Consider the following 25450-nt stretch of genomic DNA (forward strand, 5'->3'; position numbering starts at 1 on the left):
GGGCCGCAGGGGGCGGCCTCACCTGGGGGTTGGGGGTTGGGCGGGGGGCCCCGCCTAATTGGGGGGGGGGGGGGGGGGGGGCGGGCGGGGCCGGGGGCGGCACGCCGACCGGACATGGAAGAGGCGCTGCACCCCCCTCCGAGTGCAGCGCCTCTCCAGCTTTTGGGTGGTGCCGCATACATGACCTGTCACCGGCGGGTTTGGTTGTAGCGGGTCATGCATTCTTCGGTGTGACGCGCGTCACATGCGCTCGCCGGGTGTGGTGGGGCGTACGGATGGGGGGCGTACGGCGTCCGGCGGCGGCTCTCGGGCCCCGGCGCAGGGCAAGGGCCCCACCGCGCGATTCCGGTCGCGCCGTGGGGCCCTGGGGTCGGCACCGGTGTCAGGGCAGCGGCGGTGCCGAGGGGAGCGGCGCCGGGGGGTGCGCCGCGGTGGGAGGGACTCGGAGGGGGACGTGGGGTGTGGGGTGTCGTCTCGCATCGTGCGGGGCGGATGCGGAGGGGGCATCCGCCGGGCCGGTTGCGGTCGGCCCCGGGCGGCCCCGGGGCCGACCGCCCTTTTGGGTGACCGGGCTGCTGTCCCCTGCGGTCCGGTCACGCGCGCTGGAGCGAGGTCCCACGGCGCACCAGCGGTACGCCACACGCTCCAGCGAAGCCACGCGTGGTTTTCTCGGGCCCGCCCCTGGCTGACACGGACACCGGGACCAACGAAGGCCGGCGGGAGCCGGTCACGCGCCGTACGGGTGAGAGGGGGCCCGAACTCAGGTCCGTCACCCCGTCCCCGCGGGTCAGACCCGGCCCCGGCACAGCTCCAGCACGGTCATCGCGAGCGCCGTGCCCGGCTTGCCCAGCGCGTCCCGGTAGTGGCCCAGCACCTCCATCTCGCGCGCCAGGTTCACCCGGCGGCCGCCCGAGCCGATGCGCGCCTCCTGGATCACCGCGGAGACGGCCATCCGTTCCTGGATCAGACCGATGATCCGGTCGTCGAGCGCGTCGATCCGCTCCCGGGCGTCGCCGATGAGCGCCGCCGCCTCGTCGGTGCGGGCGCCGGTCTTCTCGGTGGGGGTCGCGGGGGCGGTCGTGGTCGCGGAGGTCATCGTGGTCATGGTGGGGCTCCTCGGGGTGTCGGGTGCCCCCGGGCGGCAGGGCCCGGAAACGACAGAACGCCCCGGGCCTTGTCGGCCCGGGGCGCCTGGGAAGTCGCTTGTCAGTTGCTCAAGCAGCACGACCATGGCAGCCGGACGGGCCGGTGCCATAGGTAAAGACGAAGATCGTGAGCTCGCGCATGCGAACAGTATGGACCGAGCCGCGGGCAGCGGGCCAACCCGGGTTCGGATGGTGAGACGAAAGGCAAGTCCGGCACGCCGGTAGAATCGACAGAGAACCCCCGCCCTACCGCCGGAAGGCCGCCGTAGTGTCCTCAGCGACTCCCGCTGCCGCGCCCGACGTCTCCAACCCGGACGTAGTCCTCGTTGTCGACTTCGGCGCCCAGTACGCCCAGCTCATCGCCCGCCGCGTCCGAGAGGCCAGGGTCTACAGCGAGATCGTCCCGTCCACCATGCCGGTGGCCGAGATGCTGGCCAAGAACCCCAAGGCGATCATCCTCTCCGGCGGCCCCTCCTCCGTCTACGCGGAGAACGCCCCGCGCCTCGACCGCGCGCTCTTCGAGGCCGGCGTCCCCGTCTTCGGCATGTGCTACGGCTTCCAGCTCATGGCGACCACCCTCGGCGGCACCGTCGACAACACCGGCGCCCGCGAGTACGGCCGTACCCCCCTGCACGTCTCCAGGGCGGGCTCGACGCTCTTCGAGGGCACCCCCACCGAGCAGTCGGTGTGGATGTCGCACGGCGACGCCTGCTCCGCCGCCCCCGAGGGCTTCGCCGTCACCGCGTCCACGGACGTCGTGCCGGTCGCCGCCTTCGAGAACGACGAGAAGAAGCTGTACGGCGTCCAGTACCACCCCGAGGTGCTGCACACCACGCACGGCCAGCAGATCCTGGAGCACTTCCTCTACCGGGGCGCCGGCATCGAGCCGACCTGGACCACCGGCAACGTCATCGACGAGCAGGTCGCGGCCATCCGCGAGCAGGTCGGCACCAAGCGCGCCATCTGCGGCCTGTCCGGCGGTGTCGACTCCGCCGTCGCCGCCGCGCTCGTCCAGAAGGCCATCGGCTCGCAGCTGACCTGCGTGTACGTCGACCACGGCCTGATGCGCAAGGACGAGACCGAGCAGGTCGAGAAGGACTTCGTCGCCGCCACCGGTGTGCAGCTGAAGGTCGTCGACGCGCAGGAGCGCTTCCTCGCCGCGCTCGCCGGGGTCTCCGACCCCGAGGAGAAGCGGAAGATCATCGGCCGGGAGTTCATCCGCGTCTTCGAGCAGGCGCAGGCGGAGATCGTCGCCGAGTCGGCCGGCGCCGGCGAGGACGTCGCCTTCCTCGTCCAGGGCACGCTCTACCCCGACATCGTCGAGTCCGGCGGCGGCACCGGCACCGCGAACATCAAGTCGCACCACAACGTGGGCGGCCTCCCCGAGGACCTGGAGTTCGAACTCGTCGAGCCGCTGCGCCAGCTCTTCAAGGACGAGGTCCGCATGGTCGGCCAGGAGCTCGGCCTGCCCGAGGAGATCGTCCAGCGCCAGCCCTTCCCCGGCCCCGGCCTGGGCATCCGGATCGTCGGCGAGGTCACCAAGGAGCGGCTCGACCTGCTCCGCGAGGCCGACGCCATCGCCCGCGAGGAGCTGACGGCCGCCGGTCTCGACCGCGACATCTGGCAGTGCCCGGTGGTCCTGCTCGCCGATGTGCGCTCCGTGGGCGTGCAGGGCGACGGCCGCACCTACGGCCACCCGATCGTCCTGCGCCCCGTCTCGTCCGAGGACGCGATGACGGCCGACTGGACGCGCATGCCGTACGACGTCCTGGCCAAGATCTCCACCCGCATCACCAACGAGGTCGCCGACGTGAACCGCGTCGTGCTCGACGTCACCAGCAAGCCGCCGGGCACCATCGAGTGGGAGTAGTCCCCGCCGGGACCACTCCCGTCCGCCGGTGACGTCCGTCCGCCGGTGACGCCCGCACGGCCGTGAGGCCTGTACGCCGGTGCGGCTCGTACGACGGTGAAGCCGCCGCCCCCGTTCCCGAGGGGTGGCGGCTTCGTCGTGTACGGACTCTGGTGAGTTGACGGGGCCGGCGTTACCTTCCGGCGCATGAGCGAGATACCCGCCCCCGTGCCTGTCGAGCAGCTCCACTTCGCCATGCCGCCCGTCCACGCCACGCCGGCCGAGGAGCGCGCCCACCGCAGGCAGCGACTCGCGGGCGCGCTCCGGCTCTTCGGCCGGCTGGGGTACGAGGAGGGCGTCTCCGGCCATGTCACCGCGCGGGACCCGGAGTACCCCGACTGCTACTGGGTCAATCCGTTCGGGATGCCCTTCGCCGAGATCACCGCGAGCGAACTGACCCTCGTCAACGGCGACGGGCAGGTCGTCCGGGGCCACCACCACGTCAACCAGGCCGCCTTCGCCGTCCATGCCGAGGTCCACCGTGCCCGGCCCGAGGCCGTCGCCGTCGCCCACACCCACTCCCTCCACGGACGGGCCCTCGCCGCCCTGGGCGAGCTGATCGAACCGATCACCCAGGAGGCCTGCGGCTTCTACCACGACCACGCCCTCTACGACGCCTACACGGGAGTCGCCGTGGACCCGGAGGAGGGGCGCCGCATCGCCTCCGCCCTCGGCCCGTTCAAGGCGATCGTGCTCCGCAACCACGGCCTGCTGACCGTCGGCGCCACGGTCGACGCCGCCGCCTGGTGGTTCATCGCGATGGAGCGCTGCGCCCAGGTCCAGCTGGCCGCGCGAGCCGCCGGCAAACCCGTCCCCATCGCCCACCGCGAGGCGCTGGCCACCCGCGAGCAGCTCGGAACCGATCTCGCCGCGTGGATCAACTACCAGCCGCTGTGGCGCGGGATCAGCCGCTCGGAACCCGAACTCCTGTCATAGCACCTCCTCGGAGCGCTTGGCGGAACGTCGGGAAACGTGCCCGTACGTCAATGTGATGACGGTTCAATCACTCCCGTGCGGGGCGCTCGAAGCACGCGGAGCGCCGCCAAGTGCGACACAATTCCGAGAAATGGACGGCGAGTTGACCGATCGGGAAGTGAGCTCCGTGGCGGTGCAAGAGGCGAGACGGTGCCAGGAGCCATCGCTGTGCGGTGACCCCGACGGGTGCGCGGGCGGCGCGCGAACGGGGCACCGGCGCGCCGTCGCCGCCTTCCTCGCCCTGCGCGACGAACTCGCCGCCGGCCACGGCGTGCCGGCCGCCGTCGCCCACTCGCCGTTGGCCTCACGGCAGTGGGTCTCCGACGAGCTCGGCCAGTCCGCCCGCGCCGTCGCCGCGCGTGCCCGCGCAGCGAGCGAGGCCTGGCTGCGGCGCGTACGGCGGGCCACCCTCGGCGTGGTGTGGGGCGCCGTCCTCGCCCTGCTCCTCGGGCAGGCGCTCACCGCGCTCGGCACCGGATGGACCGGTCCGCGCACGGCGGCCCTGGGCGCCGCGCTCGTCCTCGCCGCCCTTCTCACCGTCGCCGCGCACGCCCACCGCGCCCACGGCGGGGTCCTCGCGCCGCTCATCGGCGAGGACAACCGCCTCTCCACTTCCCGCGCCGTCGCGGCCGGCTGGCTCCTCTTCACCCTCTACGCCCTGCTCTTCCTCGCGTTCCGCCTGGTCACCGGCGCCGACCGGGTCGGACTCGGGACCGCCCGCGCCGCCGGCCTGCTGACCGTCCTCGCCCTGACCTCCACAGTCGCCCTCGCCGCCCGCCGGATCGTGTGGGGGCGCGTCCTGGGCCTGCGGCTGCAGAAGGTCCGCGCCGACCGGCCCCGCGCCGTCGACGTCGTCGCCGACGACGACGGCCGCGCCTGCCTCACCGACCTCCAGTACGTCCTCGTCTCCGGTGTCGTCCTCCTCCTGTGCGCGGTGCGCTTGGCGGGCGAGCCCGACCGGCTGCCCGGCCCGCCCTGGTCGCTGACCCTCCTCGTCGCCGTCTCCGCGGCCGTCCACCTCGGCGCGAAGTGCCTCGACGGCGGGCGGCCCGCGATCCTCTCCGTCGTCCGGTCGCGCGAGGCGGGCGACCTGGACGCCCCGATCCGCACCGGCGACGACATCGAGATCCGCGGCGTCGGCTTCGTCCCGCCCGGCGCCCACGGCCCCGACCCCCTCACCCGGCTGGTCGTGCGGATCGGAGCCGTCCACGCCCACGTCCCGCTGGTCCCGGTCCCCGGCGGTTTCGCCAACCCGACCGACGCCGCCCTCACCGTGCCCCTCCCGGTGGACGTCGAGCCCGGACGGGTCGAGGTGTGGGTGGTGACCGCCTCCGGCGCCGAGTCCAACCGGGTCACGATCGACGTCGTCGACTGAGCCGACCGGACCCCTCTGAACCACCGCCGTGTCTCCCGCGTATCCAGATGCGGGACGTCCGAGGACAATCGGTTCCGCGGACACGGCGCGGAGAGGCAGGCCGACGATGACAGGAACGCGGCGGACGAACAGGGCGTACGGCCCCGGTGGCCACGGGGCCGACGACGGCCGGGCCGGCCGCCGAGGAACCGGCGGGGCGACCGGCTGGAAGGAGACCGCCTCCCGGTACGCGCTGCTGCCTCTGCGTCTCTTCCTCGGCGTCACCTTCATCTACGCCGGCCTCGACAAGCTCACCGACTCCACCTTCATGGCCGACACCGGCACCGGCTCGATCGGCGAGATGATGCGGGGCGTACGGGACAGCTCCGCCATCCCCGCCCTCGTCGACCTGTCGCTCAAGAACCCCGTCGGCTTCGGCTACGCCATCGCCCTGGGCGAGCTGGCGGTCGGCATCGGAACCCTCGTGGGGCTCTTCGCACGGCTCGCCGCCCTCGGCGGGGCGCTGATCTCGCTGAGCCTCTGGTTGACCGTCAGCTGGCAGACCCAGCCGTACTACTACGGCAACGACCTGGCCTATCTGATGTCCTGGCTGCCGCTCGTGCTCGCCGGAGCCTCCCTGTTCTCGCTCGACGCGCTCCTCGCCGAGCGACGGCGTATGCGGTAGGCGACCCAGGTCACCAGGGCGGCCACGACCAGGCCGCCCCACAACACCGGGATCACGCCGTACCAGGGCGTCACCCAGGCGTCGGCGGCGTCGCCGGCGTAGAGGACCGCGAGGGCGAGCGCCGTCGCCCCGGCGACGAGCCGGCCCGGTCGGAACTCATGAAGCAGCACGGGTGACCTCCACCTGTCCGAGACCGACCTCCAGCGAGAGGTCGAGCGTTCCGCCGGGGGCCGTGCCCGCCGGCGGGGCGAGCGTACGGCTCTCGTCGCGGTCCGGCGCGATGTCGATGTCCCCGGGGTGCTGCTGGGGCAGCCGCACATCACCGAGACCGACCTGGGCCCGCAGCTTCACCGTCACGTTCCTGGGCACGAGCACCTCCGCCTTTCCCGCCCCGACCTCCACCGTGGTCCCGACCGTCGAGCCGGCGGGGACCGCCAGCCGCGACAGGTCGAGCGTGCCGACCCCCGAACCCAGCTCGTAGCGCGGGTCCACCGACGCGACCGACGCCGGTCTCCACGTGGTCCGCACCCAGTCCGTGGAGATCTCCTTCGGCAGCGCCGCCGCCACCGCGAGCAGGCCCGCCGTCACCACCGTCAGGAAGATCGTGCCGAAGCCGGTCCTGCCGAGGAAGCTGCTGAGCACCAGGCCGAGACCGAGCACTCCCAGGGCGGCCACCAGCCCGATCTGCACGCTCGTGCCCACCGGATGGGTCTCCCACGACAGCCCCGTCCCCAGCCCGCCCGCCAGCAGGGCGAGGAGGAAGACCAGACCGCCGATGGAGCGGGGCCCGCGCCGGACCGCGGACGGCGCGGCGGCCTTCGGCCGGTCGGGCTCCGGCACCCACGCGCCCCACTGACTGCCGATCACCGGGCGCTCGCCGTTCACCAGACCGTCCGCGTCCGCGCCGTGCGGACCCCAGAGGTACCCGATCGCTATGGGGCCGGTCGAGCCGTCCTTGACGATGGGGTCCTTCCACCACGACGGGAACTCCACCAGCGGCGGCGCCTTCGTCTCCGGCGGCGCCTCGGCGACCGCGGCGGCCGTCGCGGCGACCAGCCGGCTCTCGGCGTCGCCGCGGGCGAACACCTCCCTCCGCCGCCGCGACCAGACCGCCGCCCCGCTCACCGCTATGGACAGCAGCATCGCGAACGCGATCGTCCCGCCGTTGCGCAGCATCGACAGGAAGATCCCGCAGCCGACCATGGCCATCAGGACCGCGGAGAGGGAGGCGCCCTCGACCCGGCCGGAGAGCAGCTTGCGGCCCTCGCTCTCCTCCTCGCCCGCGACCGGGATCAGCAGCCACGCGAAGCCGTAGAAGATCAACCCGATGCCGCCGGTCACCGACAGCACACCGACCGTGATCCGGAAGATCACCGGATCCATGTCGAAGTGCCGCCCGAGGCCGGCGCACACACCGCCCACGACCTTGTGCCCCGCCGAGCGGCGCAGCGGCGCGGCGGTGGAGGCCACCGCCGGCGGCGGGGCCTCGTGCGAGGAAGGCGTCGAACTCGTCATGCCTCCATGGTGACGGCCGGTGACCCTCGGCGGCACCGGGCACGACCCTGGCCCGACCCTGATATTCACCCGCCCCCGCACCCCGAGAAAGGCGGAGGGGAGCCACCTACGGCACCCCACCTAGGGGGATTCTCAGGGCCGCCCCTGATGTACCGGCCCGTGCCCGCGTGTGACGATCGACGCATGCCAGCTGCTGCCCGCGTCGCAGACACCGACGAACCGCCCGTGCGCAAGCTCTATCGGAGCGCCGACGGGCGGTGGCTCGGCGGTGTCGCCCGCGGCCTCGCGGGACACCTCGGACTGCCCGTCGTCTGGGTCCGTGCCGTGTTCGTGGCGCTGCTCCTCGCCGACGGCCTCGGGGCTCTGCTGTACGCCGTCTTCTGGATCATCGTGCCGCTGGGCGTCGGCGGCCGCGCCACGCCCCGGCCGCTGTTCGAGACGACCGAGGACGGCCGGCGGCGGCTGCGCAAGCCGGACCGCGGGCAGGTGTTCGCACTGATCGCGCTGGCGATCGGCGCCGCCGTCTTCGTCGGCAACATCGACTTCGGCAACCGGGCTGACCGGTACGTCTGGCCGACGCTGCTGATCGGTGTCGGAGTCGTCCTCGTCTGGCGGCAGGGGGACAACGCCCGCCGGGCCAGCTGGACCGAGCCCGGCCGCCGCCGGCGGACCCTCCAGCTCGCCCGCGGCTTCGCGGGGGTCGCGCTCGTCGGGCTCGGTCTGACCGCCTTCATGGTGGTGCGGGGTTCGGCTGCCCAGCTCGGCACGGCGTTCACGGCCGCGATAGCGGTGCTCACCGGCATCGCCCTCCTCGCCGGTCCGTGGCTGGTGCGGATGTCCCAGGACCTCAACGAGGAGCGCACCATGCGCATCCGCGCGCAGGAGCGCGCCGAGGTCGCGGCCCATGTCCACGACTCGGTGCTGCACACCCTCACCCTGATCCAGCGCAACGCCGAGGACCCGGGGGAGGTGCGCCGCCTCGCCCGCGCGCAGGAGCGGGAGCTGCGGAACTGGCTGTACAAGCCGGAGGGCACGGGCAAGGACGAGGACGAGGAGCCCGACACCCTCGCCGAGGCGGTGAAGAAGGCGGCCGCCGAGGTCGAGGACAAGCACGGCGTCCCGCTGGAGGTGGTGGTCGTCGGCGACTGTCCCCTCGACGAGAAACTGTCCGCACAGATGCAGGCCGCACGCGAGGCGATGGTCAACGCCGCCAAGTACGGTGGCGGGGGAGGGGCGGTGCAGGTCTACGCCGAGGTCGAGGGGCGCACGGTCTTCGTCTCCGTCCGCGACCGGGGGCCGGGCTTCGACCTGGACTCCGTCCCCGGCGACCGGATGGGTGTCAGAGAATCGATCATCGGCCGGATGCAGCGCAACGGCGGGTCGGCCCGGCTGCGGTCCGTTCCGGGCGGGGGCACCGAAGTGGAGCTTGAGATGGAGAGGGCGGACGCATGAGCGACGAGACCGGGACCGGGACGACGGAGCCGGAGACCACGGAGCGCCGGGTGCGGGTCGTCCTCGTGGACGACCACCGGATGTTCCGCACGGGGGTGCAGGCCGAGATCGGCCGGACGGACGTCACCGGCGTCGAGGTCGTCGGCGAGGCCGCCGATGTCGACCAGGCCGTCACGGTGATCACCACCACCCGCCCCGAGGTGGTGCTGCTCGACGTGCATCTGCCCGGCGGCGGCGGGGTCGAGGTGCTGCGCCGCTGCGCCAGCCTGATGGGGGCGACGGAGAACCCGGTCCGCTTCCTGGCGCTGTCGGTGTCCGACGCGGCGGAGGACGTGATCGGCGTGATCCGGGGCGGCGCCCGGGGCTATGTCACCAAGACCATCACCGGCACCGACCTGATCGATTCGATCTTCCGGGTCCAGGAAGGCGACGCGGTGTTCTCGCCTCGCCTGGCCGGCTTCGTCCTGGACGCCTTCGCCTCCACGGACGCCCCGCCGGTGGACGAGGACCTGGACCGCCTCACCCAGCGGGAGCGTGAGGTGCTGCGGCTGATCGCCCGGGGATACGCGTACAAGGAGATCGCCAAGCAGCTGTACATCTCGGTGAAGACGGTGGAGTCCCATGTCTCGGCGGTGCTGCGCAAGCTGCAGCTCTCCAACCGGCACGAGCTGACCCGCTGGGCGACGGCCCGCCGCCTGGTCTGACCGGCTCTGGAGGCCCGGCTCGTCGCCCCTGGCCGGGCCGGCCCCGGACGGCCCGGCTGGTCGCCGTTCCGTCCGGTGGGGCCCCCGGGTCGGGGTCACCCCACCCGGGTCGCGCCGGCGAACGGCATCTCGTCGATCGGTGCGACGCGGACGGGGGCGCCGGGGCGGGGAGCGTGGATCATCTGGCCGCCGCCGATGTAGAGGCCGACGTGGCTGATGCCGGAGTAGAAGAAGACCAGGTCGCCGGGGGCCAGCTCGCCGCGTGAGACACGCTGCCCGGCGTTGATCTGCGTGTAGGTGGTGCGGGGAAGTGCGACGCCCGCGGCCCGCCAGGAGGCCTGGGTGAGGCCGGAGCAGTCGAAGGCGTTCGGGCCGGTCGCGCCCCAGACGTACGGCTTGCCGAGCTGGTTCCGGGCGAAGGCGACGGCCTGGGCGGCGCGGGTGGTGGGGGCGGTCACCGGGCCGCGCGGCAGGGAGTCCCGGTCGGCGCGGGTCCCGGCGGTGGTGGTGGGGCCGGTGCCGTCCCGGCCGGTCGAGGCGGCTTCGTACCGCGCCCGTTCCTCGGCGGTCAGCCGGGCGAGCAGCGCGCGGGCCTCGTCGAGCTTGCCCCGTACCGCCGCCTTCTGCCGCCGCAGGTCGGCCTCGTGTCCCTGCAGTTCGGTCAGCCGCCGCCCGGACTCGGCGTGCAGCTGTCCGATGCCGGCCTGTTCGCGGCGTACGGAGGAGAGGGCGGCGGCCCGCCGCTCGCCCTCCTTCTCGGCGAGCGCCGCGCGCGCCAGGTACTGGTCGGGGTCGGAGGTGAGGGCCAGCTGCACGGCGGGGTCGAGCCCGCCGGAACGGTACTGGGCGGTGGCGAAGGAACCGAGTCCGCCCCGGAGGGTGTTGAGCCGGTCGGTCCGGCGGGCCGCCTCGTCGCGCAGCCGGTTCAGCGCGTGCCGGGCCTCGGTCGCCTTCTCCTTCGCGCCGTTGTACCTCTCGGTGGCCACCTCGGCCTCTTGGTACAGCCGGTCCACCTTCGCCTTCACCTGGGCGGGCGTGGGCCGAGGTTCGGCGTGCCCGGCCCCCTCGAACACGGTCGCGGTCGCCGCCGAGGCGAGGGCGAGCGTGGCGGCGGTCCGTACCGCCTGACCGCCGAAGGGGAACTGCCTGGGCTTCCGGTGGGCTGCCACGAGGGCGGGTCACATCCTCTCCCTGCGGGGGTCGCTGCCCGCCGGGACCGGCGACGGTCCGCACAGGGGGGACGGACCGCCGCCGGGTTTCTCGGCGGGGGCGGCCGGCTGCCGCCGGAGGTCCGGCGGTGGTGGGAAGCCGGCCACCTGGGGGAGGACGCTAAACCTGGGCGTCACGGGGCGGCGGGGAGTTGACCGCTATTGACGGCAGTTGGCGCTCCACGACCGTTCGCGCCCGGCTCCGACGGCGGGAGGGAGCCGCTTTCCGGCGCGGGCCCGACCGATGTGCGGAAGAAGGCGGCCCCGGCCGTAGGGGGGTGGTATGGCCCGGTTAGGCTCCGCCCCATGGACGTACTCATCAATGTCTTCGTCGCCCTGCACATCATCGGAATCGCCTCGCTGCTCGGCGGGTTCCTCACCCAGATGAAGGCGATGGGCGCGGGTACGGCCCGCTTCAGCCCCGCGATGCTGCACGGCGCGCTGACCATGCTGGTCACGGGCATCGCGCTGGTCGGCCTCAACCAGGCGGACGACCAGACCGTCAACAACGTGAAGATCGGCATCAAGCTGGCCGTCCTCGTGGTGATCCTCGCCCTGGTCTACGTGAAGCGCGACGACGAGAAGGTCGACAAGGGCCTCTTCGCCGCCGTCGGCGGCCTGACCATCGCGAACATCTTCATCGCCACGCTCTGGACCTGAGCCGGCCGCGGGGGCCGGGGCGACCGGCCGCCACGCCGACCGCCCCGGCCCCCAGCCCCCGCCCCCGAGGCCGGGCGGACGCCCCCGTCAGGCCGGGCGGACGCTCCCGTAGATCGGCATGTAGTAGATCGACTCCTCGCGGACGTTGGCGCCCGGCTTCGGGGCGTGGATCATCTTGCCGCCGCCGATGTAGAGACCCACGTGGCTGATGTCGTCGTAGAAGAAGACGAGGTCACCGGGGAGCAGATCGTCCGTCGCGATCCGGGAGCCCACCTTCACCTGGTCCCAGGTGGTGCGCGGCAGGTCGACGCCCGCCGCCTTCCACGCGCCCTGGGTGAGCCCGGAGCAGTCGTACGAGCTCGGACCCGTCGCCCCCCAGACGTACGGCTTGCCGATCTGGTCGCGGGCGAACGACAGTGCCTTCGCCGCCTTGGAGGCGTACCCCGAGCCGGAGACGGAGCCCGTGTCGCCGCCGGGCGGCGGGGTGGCCGGGGACTCGGGCCGCTGCTCGCGGGCCGCCTCCTCCTGCCGGCGCCGCTCGGCCTCGGCCTTCGCCTTCGCCTCCTCCGCCTCGGCCCGTTCCTGCGCCTTGCGCCGGGCCTCGGCCTCCCGCTTGCGCTCCAGCTCCGCGAGCCGGGCCTTCTCCTCGGCGGTCAGCCGCGCCAGGAGCGTCCGCGCCTCGGCCAGCTTCCGCTGCACCGTCTGCTTGCTGATGCGCAGCGCGTCCTGCGAGTCGGTGAGGCTCTCCAGGCTCTTCGTCGCTTCCGTGCGCTGTTTCGCCGCCGCGGCCCGCTTGCCCTCGTAGTCCGCCACCGCACCGCGCTGCCGCTCGGAGAGCCGGTCCATCAGGTGGGTCTGGTCGAAGTACGACTGGGGGCTGTCCGCGAAGATCAGCGCCGCCGTCGGCCCGACCGCCCCGGCGCGGTACTGCGCCGCCGCGTACGAGCCGAGGGCGCGCCGCGACTCGTTGATCGACTCGGTCCGGCGGGCCATGTCGTCGAGGATCCCGTCGACCTTGTTCCGCTGCCGGTCGGTGGACTCCTTGGCGCGGTTGTACTCCTGCGTCGCCGTGCCGGCCTGGCGGTAGAGGTCGTCGACCTTCTTCTGGATCTCCTCCACCGTGGGCTTCGACGGGGTGGGCGCCGCCCCGGCGCTCTGCGTGGACAGCAGCGTGACCGAGGCGATCGCGGCCGTCGTGACCCCGACGGCGGGGGAGTGCGGGCGTGTGCTGCGCGGCTTGCGATGGGACGCCAAGACCGGCATCTCCTTCCGTGGACGCCGACGCGTCAGGGCACGACTGCCTGGTGGCAGGGCCGGGTACGGCGTGGGCCGCCCGCTCGGCGTGATTCGCCGTTCGGAGGGGACGGGCTGCTTGGGCGAGCACGCTAGCCAACGGCCGGGGCGGCTGGGAAGCCCGATGTTCGATATGCCCGATACATTTTCGTGACCTGAAGCGGACTGTCACCCTCCGTAAGAATATGGTCACTTCGGGAGGAGGGCCCGGGTTGTCGGTGGGGCGGCCTAGACTCGTTAAGCGATGAGCAGCCTCTTTGACGACAGCTTCCTGACGGGCCTCCGGAACCATTCCTCCGAGGAGCCCCCGCCCCCGCCCGAGGACCACGAGCACGGCGCCCCGGCCGCGGAGGAGGTCCCGCACGACCTCTTCGAGGGCAGGTTCGACGCGCCCGCGCCCCGGGACGCGTACTACCGCGACGGAGCCCCGCGCCCCGTCGTGGACGCCGCCGCGCTCCTGGACGGGCTGAACGAACAGCAGCGCGCCGCCGTCGTCCACACCGACACCCCGCTGCTCATCGTCGCCGGGGCCGGCTCCGGCAAGACCCGCGTGCTTACGCACCGCATCGCCCACCTCCTGGGCACGCGCCACGTCCACCCCGGCCAGATACTGGCGATCACCTTCACCAACAAGGCCGCCGGCGAGATGAAGGAGCGCGTCGAGCAGCTCGTCGGCCCGCGCGCCAACGCCATGTGGGTGATGACCTTCCACAGCGCGTGCGTCCGCATCCTGCGCCGCGAGTCGAAGAAGCTCGGCTTCACGTCCTCGTTCTCGATCTACGACGCCGCCGACTCCAAGCGCCTGATGGCGCTGGTCTGCCGCGATCTGGACCTCGACCCGAAGAAGTTCCCGCCGAAGTCCTTCAGCGCCAAGGTCTCGAACCTCAAGAACGAGCTGATCGACGAGGAGAGCTTCGCCGACGAGGCAGCCGACGGTTTTGAGAAGACGCTCGCCGAGGCGTACCGGATGTACCAGGCGCGGCTGCGCGAGGCCAACGCCCTGGACTTCGACGACATCATCATGACGACGGTCCATCTGCTCCAGGCGTTCCCGGACGTCGCCGAGCACTACCGCCGCCGCTTCCGCCACGTCCTCGTCGACGAGTACCAGGACACCAACCACGCGCAGTACACCCTCGTACGCGAGCTGGTCGGCACCGGTTACGAAGACCTGGAGCCCGCCGAGCTGTGCGTCGTCGGCGACGCGGACCAGTCGATCTACGCCTTCCGCGGCGCGACCATCCGCAACATCCTCCAGTTCGAGGAGGACTATCCGAACGCGACGACGATCCTGCTCGAGCAGAACTACCGCTCGACGCAGACGATCCTCTCCGCCGCCAACGCCGTCATCGAGCGCAACGAGTCCCGCCGCCCCAAGAACCTCTGGACGAACGCGGGCGCGGGCGCGCAGATCACCGGCTATGTCGCCGACACCGAGCACGACGAGGCCCAGTTCGTCGCCGACGAGATCGACCGGCTCACGGACGCGGGCGACGCGAAGGCCGGCGACGTCGCGGTCTTCTACCGCACGAACGCCCAGTCCCGTGTCTTCGAAGAGATCTTCATCCGCGTCGGCCTGCCGTACAAGGTCGTCGGCGGCGTGCGGTTCTACGAGCGCAAGGAGGTCCGCGACGTCCTCGCCTACCTCCGCGTCCTCGCCAACCCCGAGGACAACGTCCCGCTGCGCCGCATTCTCAACGTCCCCAAGCGGGGCATCGGCGAGCGCGCCGAGGCGATGATCGACGCCCTCTCCCTCCGCGAGAAGATCACCTTCCCGCAGGCGCTGAAGCGGGTCGACGAGGCGTACGGCATGGCGGCCCGCTCGGCCAACGCCGTCAAGCGCTTCAACGCCCTCATGGAAGAGCTCCGCACCGTCGTCGACTCGGGGGCGGGCCCCGCCGTCGTGCTCGAGGCCGTCCTGGAGCGGACCGGCTATCTCGCCGAGCTGCAGGCCTCCACGGACCCGCAGGACGAGACCCGGATCGAGAACCTCCAGGAACTCGCCGCCGTGGCCCTGGAGTTCGAGCAGGAGCGCGGCGAAGAGCCCGCCACCCTCGCCGAGTTCCTGGAGAAGGTCGCCCTCGTCGCCGACTCCGACCAGATCCCCGACGAGGACGAGGAGGGGTCCGGAGTCATCACGCTGATGACGCTGCACACCGCCAAGGGCCTCGAATTCCCGGTGGTCTTCCTGACCGGCATGGAGGACGGTGTCTTCCCGCACATGCGCGCCCTCGGCCAGGCCAAGGAGCTGGAGGAGGAGCGGCGCCTGGCGTACGTGGGCATCACGCGCGCCCGCGAGCGGCTCTATCTGACCCGCTCCTCGATGCGCAGCGCCTGGGGCCAGCCCTCGTACAACCCGGCCTCGCGTTTCCTGGAGGAGATCCCGCCGACGTATCTGGAGTGGAAGCGGACGGGCCCGATGGTCAAGCCCGCCGGGCCGACCTCCGGGATCACCTCCCAGCTGTCCTCCTCGCGTTCGCGTTCGGGCCCGTCGGGCTTCGCCACGCGCCGGGCGGGCGAGAAGCCGGTGATCACGCTCCAGGTCGGCGACCGGGTCACGCACGACCAGTTCGGCCTGGGCACGGTCATGCAGGTGACGGGCGCGGGCGGCGACGCACAGGCGACGATCGACTTCGGTGACGAGAAGCCGAAGCGGCTGCTGCTGCGGTACGCCCCGGTCGAGAAGCTCTGACCGCGGACGGTACGGACGAGGAAGGGCCCCGGCTTCGGCCGGGGCCCTTCGTCTGTGGCGTGCGTGACGTGTGTGGCGTCTGTGGGTGGGTGGTGGCGCGCGTGCGGGCCCGGGGCGTCAGCCGGTGGGGTTGAGCCCGTGGCTGCGCAGCCACGCCTCGGGGTCGATGGCCGCCCCGCCGTTCGGCCGCACCTCGAAGTGGAGGTGGGGGCCGGTGGAGTTGCCGGAGTTTCCGGAGTACGCGATGACGTCGCCGGCCTTGACCTTGCCGGAACGGATCTTGGTGCTGCTGAGGTGGCAGTACCAGGTCTCGGTGCCGTCGGCGGCGGTCACGATCGCCATGTTGCCGTAGGCGCTGTTCCACTGGGTGCGGACGGTGCCGTCGGTCGCGGCCATCACCTTCGTGCCGTACTGCACGGGGAAGTCGATGCCGGTGTGCACGGACATCCAGTTGACGCCGGCCTGGCCGTACTGCGCGCTGAGCTGGTGCAGTTTGACCGGGAGCATGAACTTCGGACGCAGCGCCTCCTTGCGGGCCGCCTCCTCCTCACGCTTCTTCTTCTCCGCTTCCTGGCGCAGCTTGAGGTCGATGCGCTCCTGGGTGCGGCTGGCGCGGTCGCCGAAGTCGCGGGCGTCGGCGCTGAGCGCCGCGAGCTGCGTGTCCAGCTTGTTGTTGGCGGCGACCGGCTTCACCGACGACGGGTCGGCGGCGGCGACGGCCACGTCGTCCTTGGTCTCGGCGCCCGCCTCGGTGAGGCTGCCGACCGAGGCGGCGGCGATCCCGGCCACACCCATGACGCAGGCGGAGGGAACGGCGACGGTCAGCAGCGCGGAGCGCTTGGCGGGCGTACGGCGGCGGCCACGGCCGCCGGAGGAGGAACGGCGCACGGGGCGCGCGGCGACGGGGGCCACCGACTCCGTGAGGAGTTCGACGGGCGCCTCATCCCGCGCGGGCTCGTGTTCGTGCTGCTCCGCCGGGCTGTCGTAGCCGTAGTCGTACGGGTTCCCGTCGGGCAGGGCGGCCTCGAACTGCGCGGTGTGCGCGGCTTCGTGGGGGGCGTCGTGCCCCAGGCCGTGGTCCGTGGCCTGCTCGAAGTGCTCGGCGCTCCCGAAGTGCTCCGCGTGCTCGCCGTGTTCGACATGCTGCGCGTGCGGTGCGTGCTGTACGTGCTCGGTGTGGGCGACGCCGTGGTCGGCGACGAACTCGTAGTCCGGGGTGTACTGCTGCGGGACCACGGGCTCGGTGGGGAGCTGCTCGTGCTCCGGCGCGGCGGCGTAGTTCCAGGCGGTGGCGTCGTACGTACCCGTCTCGAAGGCGGGGGCCGCCCACTGTCCGGTCGTGTCGTACGAGGTGAGGTGCGCCGTGTGGAACTGACCGGTCTGCTGCGCCTCGCTCCAGGCGGTGGCGTCCCACTGGCCGGTGGTGTCGTACTGCTGCTGCGTCATCGGCTGCTGCGTGACGTAGGCGTCGTACGTACCGGCGTCCCACTGGTGGCTGCCGTTCCACTGAGTGGTGTCGTACTGACCGCTGTGGTCCGCGTCGTACTCGCCCGGGAGGGCGCCGAACAGTGGGTCGGTGGCGAAGCTGCCGGTGCTGTGCGCGTCGTCTCCGACGTATCCGGCGTGGGGGTGCTGGTCGTTCACCAACTTCTCTCTCGCCTCGGCGGCAGGACCAGTCCGGGGCGGGCCCGATGAGGGGTGTCCCGGGGGTAAGCAGTGGCGCGACTGTACCCGGCGGTATGCGCAAGCGACAATCTTCGGAGGGTTTTGGCTTCACAGGAAACGGGCAATCGGCCGTGTTTCGGCGGTCTCGGGGGAGAGCTTTGGCTCTGTGTTCGAGAAACGTTCGAAGAAAGCGCGCCTTCTGGCGGGCTGTCATGCGCCGAGGTGCGTCGGGTGTGACCGGTTGTGAATATGTCGCGGGGATACGAATCGTGGTGGGCCCGGGTCCGGCGCGTCCCGGTCCGTCCGGCTCGGTCCGCCCTGCTCCGGGTGTGTCCGGTGAGGTCGGCTCTGCTCCGCGGTGCGTCGGGTGTGGTCTGGCCTGCGTGGTCGGTCCGGTGTGGCCTGACCGGTGTCGTCCGTCCCGCGTGGTCTTCCGTCCCGTGTCGTCCGTCCCGGCTGTCAGGCGACGGACGCGGCTCCGGGGTCGTCGGCGTCCGGCGCGCCGCTCCCCAGCTCTTCGGGGTCCAGCTCCTCGGCGTCGAGCACCTGGAGGATGCCGGAGGCGACCGTCGGGTGGACCGGCAGGGCCAGATGGCCGATCCCGCTGACGCGCACGTTGTGCACCAGGAGGTCGGGGTGGTCGAGACGGGCCGTCTCGACCGGGATCATCACCTGGTCCAGGTCGCTCCAGAAGCTGACGAAACGGGTCCGGCAGGCGGGTGCGGGCCCGGCCAGCTCCCGCAGCACGTCGGAACCGGGCCGCATCTGGCGGACCAGCGGGTGGGCGCCGGCCCAGGGGATGGCGGTCGTCCCGGCGTGCGGTGTACCCAGCGTGACCAGGGTGCGCACCCGCGCGTCGCCGCCCAGGCGCTGGACGTAATAGCGGGCGATGAGCCCGCCGAGGCTGTGCCCGACGAGGTCGACGTGCTCGTGTCCTGTCCGGGCGCACAGCTCCTCGACACGCCGGCCGAGCAGGGCGGCGGCGGTGCGGAGGTCGCAGGTGAGCGGGGAGTAGTTGAGCGAGTCCAGGCAGGCACGGCCGTGGCGGGTGAGCGAGCGGCGCAGCATGACGAAGACCGAGCGGTTGTCGACGAAGCCGTGCAGCAGGACGACCGGGCGGCCGCCGGAGCCGGGCCCGGCGGCGGGGGTGGTCACCGCGCGCTCGCGGACGATTCCGGAGGGGTAGAGGAAGAGGTGACCGGTGAGGATCGCCAGCTCCAGGGCGTTGGCCTTCAGTGTGGTCGTGACCTTGGTGAGCTTGGTGAACACCATCGGCGACCTCCACCCGGTATACGGCTGGTGGGCTCCCGGAGCGGGCCCCGGGAGGGTCCGGCGCGGAGCGAACACGTCCCACGTGTGATTTCCCCCTCGGTGCCCTCCGCGAAACGGTCGCGTACGGGATGCTGGCGATAACGTTCGTTCACCTCCCCGGGTAACAGGCGCGGGGGTCGCATGTGGAGGCAGTGATGGGTGTGACCGGTCCGATCCGCGTGGTGGTGGCCAAGCCGGGTCTCGACGGCCACGATCGCGGGGCCAAGGTGATCGCGAGGGCACTGCGGGACGCCGGTATGGAGGTCATCTACACCGGCCTGCACCAGACGCCCGAGCAGATCGTGGACACGGCGATCCAGGAGGACGCCGACGCGATCGGCCTGTCGATCCTCTCGGGCGCGCACAACACGCTCTTCGCGAAGGTCCTGGACCTCCTGCGGGAGCGGGACGCGGAGGACATCAAGGTCTTCGGCGGCGGGATCATCCCCGAGGCGGACATCGCGCCGCTGAAGGAGAAGGGCGTGGCGGAGATCTTCACGCCGGGCGCGACGACCGCGTCGATCGTCGACTGGGTGAACACGAACGTGCGCGTGGCGGCGTAGACGCCGCGGAGGCGGGGGTGACGGGCGTGCCGGCTGCCTGACGGGGGCCGCGCGCTGTCTGTGGCCCTATGCCTGGGCATGGGGGCCGCCGCCTCGGGCGCTCCGCCGGCCGGGCCGTGGCTCGGCTGTCGTCGTACGGTCGTCCCAGGCGGGCGTTCCGTCGCCGGGGTGCCCGGCTGCCCGCGGTGGGCGGGGCCTGCGCTCTCCGGCGCTGAGCTGGGGCGGCTCTGTTCCGCGTAAGCGCTGCTCCGGCGAGGCTCCCGGCCGCAGGCCTCCCTGGGTGTCCGCCGAGGGCCTGCCTTTCCGGCGCTGAGGTGCCGGGGCTCTATACGCATAGGCGCTGCAGCCAGCCGGGCTGCGGCCGGCCTCTTGGCCTGGCTGCCCGCCGGAGGCCTGGGGCCCGGCGCTGTCCGGCCGTGAGGCGGCGTAGGCCCGTTCCGCACGGGCGCCCCGCCGGCCCGGCCCCTCTCGTACGGCGCCGGATTCACCCGAATGCCGCTCCGACCGGCACGGCGCTCGGCTCCGCCGGTTTCTCGGCGCTGCTCTGCGTTCCCTCGATCGCTGCGGAACGGGCGTCGGGCCCCGGCGGCTCCGGCGCACGCGCCTTGGGTAGCCGGACATCCCGTGTGCGGTCGCCAGGCATCACGGTGGGCTGGGTCCGCTGCGGGGCTCTCGCCGGGCCTTCGTGTTCGGGCGGCCGACCGCCGCCGCACCCGCCGCGCGGCTGTGGCAGGCCGCGCAGGGGCTTCCTGGCCCCGCCAGCCACCCTGCGGGCGAGCCTCGCCGTACGAGGCCGGCGTACCTCGCCGAGCGGGGTTCCCGCCGGGCTTTCGTGTTCGGGCGGCCGACCGCCGCCGCATCCCGCCGAGCGGGGGTTCCCGTCAGACCTGGGCCATGGGCCGTGCGCTGCGGCCAGGCGCCGCGGTGGGCCCGAGCCGTCGCGCTGCTCTCGCCCGCTCGCACGCGAGGCGGTCGCCGTACCCCCCTGGGCCCTCCCGGCCTGGCCGGACACGCCATGTCACCCCGTCGGCCGCCCCGGACCGGGCTCCTCCGTGTCCAGTTCTCTGAGCATGTCCGCGCGGAGGCGCAGGGTCGAGACCAGACGTTGGAAGGCCTCCGACCAGTAGCTGCCCGCGCCGGGGGAGGCGTCCTCCGGTTCGGGAGGGAGGGCTGTCAGGGAGTCCAGGTGGGGGGCTGCCGCGGGGGAGAGGCAGCGCTCGGCCAGGCCCATCACTCCGCTGAAGCTCCAGGGGTAGCTGCCGGCCTCCCGGGCGATGTCCAGAGCGTCGATCACCGCACCGCCCAGGGGCTCCGCCCAGGGGACCGCGCAGACGCCGAGGAGTTGGAAGGCCTCCGACAGGCCGTGGGCCGCGATGAAGGAGGCGACCCAGCGGGCCCGCTCGTCCTCCGGGAGCGTGGAGAGCAGTTGGGCGCGTTCGGCGAGGGAGGAGGTGCCCGGGCCCGTCGCGGGCGGGGCCGACGGGGGGCCGAGCAGGGCCCGGGACCAGGCCGCGTCCCGCTGGCGGACGGCGGCCCGGCACCAGGCCGCGTGCAGCTCGCCGCGCCAGTCGTCGGTGACGGGCAGGGCGACGATCTCCTCGGGAGAGCGTCCGCCGAACCGGCTCGGCCAGCAACCCAGCGGCGCGGCCTCCACCAGTTGGCCCAGCCACCACGACCGCTCGCCCCGGCCCGTCGGCGGCGTGGGTAGCAGCCCGTCCCGCCGCATGCCGGCGTCGCACTCGTGCGGTGCCTCGACGACGATCGTCTCGGCCCCCTCCGTACGGTCCAGGCTGACGCAGGACGCGGCCCTGCCCGCCATGCGGCCCGCGAGCGCCGATCGGGGCAGGGCCGAGAGCAGTTCGGCGGCGGTGGAGCGGACGTTGCGGCTCCGGTCGGTGAGCGCGGCCTCCAGGAACTCCTCGTCGGCGTCGGAGAGGCCGGCCCGCAGCGAGTCCAGGAACATCAGCCGGTCCTCGGCCCGTTCGGCCGCCCACGTGGACGCGAGCAGGGACCGCGCGGCCGCGGGGTCCTCGGCCCGGAGCGCGCCGAGGAGGGCGACCCGCTCCGCGAACAGACCCTCCGCCCACAGGGACCGCACACCCTCGGGGTCCCGGACATCGGGGAGCGAGGCGCTGCCGGACGTGCCGCGCAGGGCGAACTTCCACTCGGGGTTCAGCCTGGCCAGCCACAACCCGCGCGGGCCCGCCAGCGTGAGCGCCTGGGGGCGCAGGTCGGTCCTGGCGCGGGCGGCATCGAGGAGAGCGGGCAGGGTGGAGGCGGGCGCCTGGAAGCCGCGCTCGTTGGCGGCGGCCAGCCACTGGGGGAGCAGTTCGGCGAGGTCCGGCGCCGCCCCGCGCCGCCCGCCGGACGGGGCGGGGGCCGCCCGGTCCGCGAGCAGCCGGGCGAGGCGACGGCGGGCCGCCGCGGGCAGCGGCCGTCGGCCGTCCTCGGGGGCGGGCTCGAGGGCCGGTGCGACGGGCCCGGGGCGCAGCCCCGCCCTGCGCCGTACGGTGTGCACGGCCGCGGCGTCGAGCAGGGCGACCGGGGCCTCGCCCACGGGGGCCGTCGTCCTCGACGCCCCCGGCACGGGCGCCACGAGCGCGGGCGGCCGCCGGTCGGTGCCGAGCAGCGCCGAGGTGACGAGCTGTTCCCAGGCGTCCATCGAAGTCCTCCAGCCTTGTCGTCTCTGTCGTGTCTGTCGCTTCTGTCGGTCGGGCGCGGGGCGGAGTGGTGCCGTCCCCGGGTGTTGCGCGCGGGCGTGCGCGGAGCGAGCGGGACCGTTGCGCGAGGCGCCACGGCCGGCCCGGCCGCGCCGCCCGCGCCCCGGTTGCAGCACCTGCGCAAACAGGGCGGCCAGGGCGGCCGGGCCCCTCTCGTCGCGCGCGAAGGCGCGTGGAGCGGGACCTTCCCGCCCGGGTGCCTCGGCCGGCCGGCGGCGACCGGCCCGGCGCGAACGGATCGGGCGTGTGAGCGTTCGCCCGCCGCCCGCCGCCCGCCGCCCGCCGCCCGCCGCCCGCCGCCCGCCGCCCGCCGCCCGCGATCACCGTCGCCCTCCCCGCAGACCCGTCGACCCTGGCCCCGGCGTCGCTCGGCCGTCAGTGGAGCGGGACCGTCTCGCCCGGGGCCTCCGACGACCAGGCGGCGAGGGGGGTGAAACCCCGGTGCCCGCACTCGCCGAAGACGCGGACCGGGCGGCCGCCGGACAGTGCCGCCAGTCGCCAGAGCCCCGGTCGGGCCAGGGCGGAGGCGTTCACCGGCACGGCCTCGCCCTCACCGCCCGAGGCGCCCGGGTCCGCGAGCTGCCAGCCGTACTCCGTCGGTATCGGGACGACCTCGGCCAGGGTCGCCGGCCAGGAGTCCAGCCAGGGGTCCTCGCGCAGGGCGAGGCCGTAGGAAGTGAGGGCGTCGGCGACGGTGCCGCCCTGCGGCGGGGCGTCGAGCGGGGCGGGGGCGGCGAACTGCTCGGTCCATTCGGCCCGCAGCGCGCCCGCGCCCGCGTGGAGGGTGAGCGCGGCGTCGAGGACGGAGCCGACCGGGAGGGAGAGCTGCGGGGCCCGCCCCGCCGCTCCGAAGGAGAGCAGAAGCGCGGTCCGCCCGGTCTCCCGGCCGTGCAGCCAGATCCGGCGGGTCGTCAGTCTGCCGTCCGAGGTGTCGCCCTGGGCGAGGACCAGCCAGTGATCGCGCACCACCGGGCCCCGCGCGGGCGTCGTGAGCCCCACGCGGGTGCGTACGGTCGCCGCGAGCGGATCGGGGAGCCGGTCCACGCCGAGCCAGGCCCGGTCGAGGAGGTGGGTGAGCGCGCACTCCTCCAGGAGCCGCACCGGCCAGCCGGGCCCCGAACCCGGGATGGCCCCCAACTCCCGCACGCGCCCCGCGAGTCCCGGTGCCTGCGCGTCGACCATGCGGGCCGCCGTCTCCTCCCACAGGGCGTACCCCGACCGCTCCGCCGTCGCCAGGCCGCCGCGCAGCAGGTCGGTGAGGCGCTGCTCCAACTCCTCTGCGCCGGCGGTGATCCGGGCGCGCCGCTCGGCACGGCGCCGCACGGCCTCGGGGTCGGCGGGCTCGGCGGCCGGGCTCCCGGCCCGCCCGCCCGAGTCCTCGCGCGCGCGTCGGGCGCTGAGCCATGGACCGGCCCAGTCGGGCGCCTCGGCGGCGCCGACGGCCGTACTGCCCGATGCCCAGAGCAGCAGCAGTCCCAGCGCGTGCTTGCACGGGAACTTCCGGCTCGGACAACTGCACGTGTACGCGGGGCCCGTCGTGTCGACCACCGTCCGGTACGGCGTGCTGCTGCTGCCCCGGCACAGGCCCCAGACGGCGCCGTCGCCGTCGCAGCCCGCCCCGGACCACGTCCCGGCCGCGCCCAGTCTGCTCCCCGCTCTGCGCGACGCGTCGTCAGGAGCCAGAGCCAGCACCTGATCCGCCGTCCAGCGCACCCCCTGTGTGTCCATGCCCCTGACGTTAGGGGGCGGCACTGACAACGGCCCCGGCCTGCTGGTTCCTGCCCCTGGACCGGCCGGGAAGCCGCTTGACTTTACCTTTCCTTTACGATTTCCTGCGAGTGATCGGGCCGGAAGACCGGCCTCGACAGACCGCGTCACCGCGGCAGTTCAGGGGGACCCCGTCATGAAGCGCACCATCCGTACCGCCGCCTCGGCCCTGGCCGTCACCGGCCTCGCCCTCGGCCTCGGCGCCTGCTCCACGGCGGCCGACCAGGTCGACAAGGCCGTGAACGAGTCCTACGAAGTGACGTACGAGGTCACGGGCAAGGGCATCGAGTCGATCGAGTACCACGCCGGCGGCGGCACGGCCATGGACCCGAAGACCGAGTCGGAGAAGAAGCCCGCCACGCCGTGGAAGAAGACGGTGACGCTCAAGGGCATCATGCCGCCGGCCGTCATCCCGCTCGCGCTCGACCCGTCCGGCCTCACCTGCAAGGTCATCCACGACGGCAAGGTCATCAAGGAGGCCAAGGGCCAGGCGGCGATGACCGGCGGCTGCGTCGCGGTCTCCCCGATCGCCGGCTGACTCGCCTTCGCGGCACCGGACTTACGGCCCTGAGCTGCGGCGACGGGTGATTGTCAGTGGCATGGTGCACCGTGGATCCCACATCAGGTCGAACGATCTGGAGGGGGATCCATGACCGTGCCCGAAACCATCACGAGCACCGTGCCGGACACCGGCGCCGAGGCCCTGCGTCCGCACGCCGAGCACGCCTTCGCCGACGAACTCAAGGCGCTCGCCGCCGTCGACGACCGGCCGAGGCCCGTCCGCTGGCAGCTCTCGCCATGGGCCGTCGCCACCTATCTCCTCGGCGGCACGCTCCCCGACGGGACGGTGATCACACCCAAGTACGTGGGGCCGCGCAGGATCGTCGAGGTCGCCGTCAGCACACTCGCCACCGACCGGGCCCTGCTCCTGCTCGGCGTCCCCGGCACCGCCAAGACGTGGGTCTCCGAACACCTGGCCGCCGCCGTCAGCGGAGACTCCACCCTCCTCGTCCAGGGCACCGCCGGCACGCCCGAGGAGGCGATCCGGTACGGCTGGAACTACGCGCGGCTGCTCGCCCACGGACCGAGCCGGGACGCGCTCGTGCCCAGCCCCGTCATGCGCGCGATGTCCGAGGGGCTGACCGCCCGCGTCGAGGAACTCACCCGCATCCCCGCCGACGTGCAGGACACGCTCATCACGATCCTGTCCGAGAAGACCCTTCCCATACCGGAGTTGGGACAGGAGACGCAGGCCGTCCGCGGCTTCAACCTCATCGCCACCGCCAATGACCGCGACCGGGGCGTCAACGACCTCTCCAGCGCGCTGCGCCGCCGCTTCAACACGGTGGTGCTGCCGCTGCCCGCCACCGCGGAGGCCGAGGTCGACATCGTCTCCCGCCGCGTCGACCAGATCGGACGCTCCCTCGACCTGCCCGCCGTCCCCGAGGGCGTCGAGGAGATCCGCCGGGTCGTCACCGTCTTCCGCGAGCTGCGGGACGGCATCACCACCGACGGCCGCACCAAGCTCAAATCCCCTTCCGGGACGCTGTCGACGGCCGAGGCGATCTCCGTCGTCACCGGCGGCCTCGCCCTCGCAGCCCACTTCGGCGACGGCCTCCTGCGCCCCGGCGACGTCGCCGCCGGCATCCTCGGCGCCGTCGTCCGCGACCCCGCGGCGGACCGCGTCATCTGGCAGGAGTATCTGGAGACGGTCGTGCGGGAGCGGGACGGCTGGAAGGACTTCTACCGCGCCTGCCGCGAGGTGAGCGCGTGACGGCCCCCACGACGACCGCGGTACGCGTGCGATCCGCGGCGGACGTGAGGAGCGCGAC

Annotated in this window: 19 protein-coding genes; 11 read left to right on the plus strand and 8 right to left on the minus strand. The window is 73.2% G+C overall.

The features are described 5' to 3' along the window. Window positions 1-787: 787 nt before the first annotated feature. Window positions 788-1096 (minus strand): chorismate mutase, encoded by a 309-nt coding sequence (locus ACZ6RC_RS07730; protein ID WP_469580789.1) that lies wholly within the window; start codon window positions 1094-1096, stop codon window positions 788-790. A 317-nt stretch (window positions 1097-1413) separates the two neighbouring features. Between ACZ6RC_RS07730 and guaA the strand changes: the two genes are divergently transcribed. From guaA to ACZ6RC_RS07750, 4 genes are all read left to right on the plus strand, one after another. Next, window positions 1414-3015, plus strand: a complete 1602-nt coding sequence (gene guaA / locus ACZ6RC_RS07735) for a glutamine-hydrolyzing GMP synthase (RefSeq protein ID WP_391139640.1) — start codon at window positions 1414-1416, stop codon at window positions 3013-3015. A gap of 186 nt (window positions 3016-3201) precedes the next feature. After that, window positions 3202-3990 carry a class II aldolase/adducin family protein gene (locus ACZ6RC_RS07740; RefSeq protein ID WP_469579945.1) on the plus strand — a complete coding sequence of 263 codons (789 nt, stop codon included), beginning with the start codon at window positions 3202-3204 and terminating at the stop codon, window positions 3988-3990. 166 nt (window positions 3991-4156) lie between these two features. Beyond that, on the plus strand, window positions 4157-5404 hold the full coding sequence (locus ACZ6RC_RS07745) for a hypothetical protein (protein WP_469580792.1): 1248 nt from the start codon (window positions 4157-4159) through the stop codon (window positions 5402-5404). 106 nt (window positions 5405-5510) lie between these two features. Further along, window positions 5511-6068: a DoxX family protein gene (locus ACZ6RC_RS07750; protein ID WP_469579947.1), complete on the plus strand. Its 558-nt coding sequence runs from the start codon at window positions 5511-5513 to the stop codon at window positions 6066-6068. A 156-nt stretch (window positions 6069-6224) separates the two neighbouring features. Here ACZ6RC_RS07750 and ACZ6RC_RS07755 read toward each other — a convergent pair whose 3' ends face one another. After that, window positions 6225-7583, minus strand: a complete 1359-nt coding sequence (locus ACZ6RC_RS07755) for a PspC domain-containing protein (RefSeq protein WP_469579949.1) — start codon at window positions 7581-7583, stop codon at window positions 6225-6227. Window positions 7584-7766: 183 nt separating this feature from the next. Between ACZ6RC_RS07755 and ACZ6RC_RS07760 the strand changes: the two genes are divergently transcribed. Then, on the plus strand, window positions 7767-9035 hold the full coding sequence (locus tag ACZ6RC_RS07760; RefSeq protein ID WP_391139636.1) for a PspC domain-containing protein: 1269 nt from the start codon (window positions 7767-7769) through the stop codon (window positions 9033-9035). Further along, complete coding sequence (locus ACZ6RC_RS07765; protein WP_391139635.1) at window positions 9032-9739, plus strand: LuxR C-terminal-related transcriptional regulator; 708 nt, start codon at window positions 9032-9034, stop codon at window positions 9737-9739. The genes ACZ6RC_RS07760 and ACZ6RC_RS07765 overlap by 4 nt, the downstream gene beginning before the upstream one ends. A 95-nt stretch (window positions 9740-9834) precedes the next feature. Here ACZ6RC_RS07765 and ACZ6RC_RS07770 read toward each other — a convergent pair whose 3' ends face one another. After that, a complete protein-coding gene (locus tag ACZ6RC_RS07770) occupies window positions 9835-10908 on the minus strand; it encodes a C40 family peptidase (RefSeq protein WP_469579952.1) in 1074 nt (357 codons plus the stop codon). Between the two features lie 345 nt (window positions 10909-11253). Between ACZ6RC_RS07770 and ACZ6RC_RS07775 the strand changes: the two genes are divergently transcribed. Next, window positions 11254-11607, plus strand: coding sequence for a hypothetical protein (locus ACZ6RC_RS07775; protein WP_391139633.1), 354 nt, complete (start codon window positions 11254-11256; stop codon window positions 11605-11607). Between the two features lie 87 nt (window positions 11608-11694). Here ACZ6RC_RS07775 and ACZ6RC_RS07780 read toward each other — a convergent pair whose 3' ends face one another. Continuing rightward, window positions 11695-12870, minus strand: a complete 1176-nt coding sequence (locus ACZ6RC_RS07780) for a C40 family peptidase (protein ID WP_469579954.1) — start codon at window positions 12868-12870, stop codon at window positions 11695-11697. A gap of 274 nt (window positions 12871-13144) precedes the next feature. Between ACZ6RC_RS07780 and pcrA the strand changes: the two genes are divergently transcribed. Then, window positions 13145-15592: a DNA helicase PcrA gene (gene pcrA / locus ACZ6RC_RS07785; RefSeq protein ID WP_469579956.1), complete on the plus strand. Its 2448-nt coding sequence runs from the start codon at window positions 13145-13147 to the stop codon at window positions 15590-15592. A 117-nt stretch (window positions 15593-15709) separates the two neighbouring features. On the opposite strand, the gene ACZ6RC_RS07790 is transcribed toward pcrA, so the two are convergent. Next, complete coding sequence (locus ACZ6RC_RS07790; RefSeq protein ID WP_469579958.1) at window positions 15710-17236, minus strand: M23 family metallopeptidase; 1527 nt, start codon at window positions 17234-17236, stop codon at window positions 15710-15712. A gap of 480 nt (window positions 17237-17716) precedes the next feature. Then, window positions 17717-18529, minus strand: a complete 813-nt coding sequence (locus tag ACZ6RC_RS07795; protein ID WP_469579960.1) for an esterase/lipase family protein — start codon at window positions 18527-18529, stop codon at window positions 17717-17719. Between the two features lie 194 nt (window positions 18530-18723). Here ACZ6RC_RS07795 and ACZ6RC_RS07800 point away from each other — a divergent pair, with 194 nt between their 5' ends. Beyond that, complete coding sequence (locus ACZ6RC_RS07800; protein WP_391139628.1) at window positions 18724-19131, plus strand: cobalamin B12-binding domain-containing protein; 408 nt, start codon at window positions 18724-18726, stop codon at window positions 19129-19131. Between the two features lie 1018 nt (window positions 19132-20149). Here the strand turns inward: ACZ6RC_RS07800 and ACZ6RC_RS07805 are convergent. Both ACZ6RC_RS07805 and ACZ6RC_RS07810 read right to left on the minus strand, forming a co-directional pair. Continuing rightward, the gene (locus tag ACZ6RC_RS07805) at window positions 20150-21793 is read right to left on the minus strand and encodes a DUF5691 domain-containing protein (protein ID WP_469579963.1); all 1644 of its coding nucleotides are present in this window, start codon (window positions 21791-21793) and stop codon (window positions 20150-20152) included. 433 nt (window positions 21794-22226) lie between these two features. Continuing rightward, the gene (locus tag ACZ6RC_RS07810; RefSeq protein WP_469579965.1) at window positions 22227-23579 is read right to left on the minus strand and encodes an SWIM zinc finger family protein; all 1353 of its coding nucleotides are present in this window, start codon (window positions 23577-23579) and stop codon (window positions 22227-22229) included. A 175-nt stretch (window positions 23580-23754) separates the two neighbouring features. Here ACZ6RC_RS07810 and ACZ6RC_RS07815 point away from each other — a divergent pair, with 175 nt between their 5' ends. Both ACZ6RC_RS07815 and ACZ6RC_RS07820 read left to right on the plus strand, forming a co-directional pair. Beyond that, window positions 23755-24156, plus strand: a complete 402-nt coding sequence (locus ACZ6RC_RS07815; protein WP_391139625.1) for a hypothetical protein — start codon at window positions 23755-23757, stop codon at window positions 24154-24156. A gap of 111 nt (window positions 24157-24267) precedes the next feature. Next, window positions 24268-25392: an ATP-binding protein gene (locus ACZ6RC_RS07820; RefSeq protein WP_453613067.1), complete on the plus strand. Its 1125-nt coding sequence runs from the start codon at window positions 24268-24270 to the stop codon at window positions 25390-25392. Window positions 25393-25450: the final 58 nt, after the last annotated feature.

This window comes from Streptomyces sp. NPDC048353, assembly GCF_055587165.1.

What these genes read in the sequence shown, in the direction of transcription:
- ACZ6RC_RS07730 (WP_469580789.1), bottom strand. Translation starts at nt 1,096, where the DNA reads ATGACCTCCGCGACCACGACCGCCCCCGCGACCCCCACCGAGAAGACC.
- ACZ6RC_RS07740 (WP_469579945.1), top strand. Translation starts at nt 3,202, where the DNA reads ATGAGCGAGATACCCGCCCCCGTGCCTGTCGAGCAGCTCCACTTCGCC.
- ACZ6RC_RS07750 (WP_469579947.1), top strand. Translation starts at nt 5,511, where the DNA reads ATGACAGGAACGCGGCGGACGAACAGGGCGTACGGCCCCGGTGGCCAC.
- ACZ6RC_RS07755 (WP_469579949.1), bottom strand. Translation starts at nt 7,583, where the DNA reads ATGACGAGTTCGACGCCTTCCTCGCACGAGGCCCCGCCGCCGGCGGTG.
- ACZ6RC_RS07760 (WP_391139636.1), top strand. Translation starts at nt 7,767, where the DNA reads ATGCCAGCTGCTGCCCGCGTCGCAGACACCGACGAACCGCCCGTGCGC.
- ACZ6RC_RS07765 (WP_391139635.1), top strand. Translation starts at nt 9,032, where the DNA reads ATGAGCGACGAGACCGGGACCGGGACGACGGAGCCGGAGACCACGGAG.
- ACZ6RC_RS07775 (WP_391139633.1), top strand. Translation starts at nt 11,254, where the DNA reads ATGGACGTACTCATCAATGTCTTCGTCGCCCTGCACATCATCGGAATC.
- ACZ6RC_RS07780 (WP_469579954.1), bottom strand. Translation starts at nt 12,870, where the DNA reads ATGCCGGTCTTGGCGTCCCATCGCAAGCCGCGCAGCACACGCCCGCAC.
- pcrA (WP_469579956.1), top strand. Translation starts at nt 13,145, where the DNA reads ATGAGCAGCCTCTTTGACGACAGCTTCCTGACGGGCCTCCGGAACCAT.
- ACZ6RC_RS07795 (WP_469579960.1), bottom strand. Translation starts at nt 18,529, where the DNA reads ATGGTGTTCACCAAGCTCACCAAGGTCACGACCACACTGAAGGCCAAC.
- ACZ6RC_RS07800 (WP_391139628.1), top strand. Translation starts at nt 18,724, where the DNA reads ATGGGTGTGACCGGTCCGATCCGCGTGGTGGTGGCCAAGCCGGGTCTC.
- ACZ6RC_RS07805 (WP_469579963.1), bottom strand. Translation starts at nt 21,793, where the DNA reads ATGGACGCCTGGGAACAGCTCGTCACCTCGGCGCTGCTCGGCACCGAC.
- ACZ6RC_RS07810 (WP_469579965.1), bottom strand. Translation starts at nt 23,579, where the DNA reads ATGGACACACAGGGGGTGCGCTGGACGGCGGATCAGGTGCTGGCTCTG.
- ACZ6RC_RS07815 (WP_391139625.1), top strand. Translation starts at nt 23,755, where the DNA reads ATGAAGCGCACCATCCGTACCGCCGCCTCGGCCCTGGCCGTCACCGGC.
- ACZ6RC_RS07820 (WP_453613067.1), top strand. Translation starts at nt 24,268, where the DNA reads ATGACCGTGCCCGAAACCATCACGAGCACCGTGCCGGACACCGGCGCC.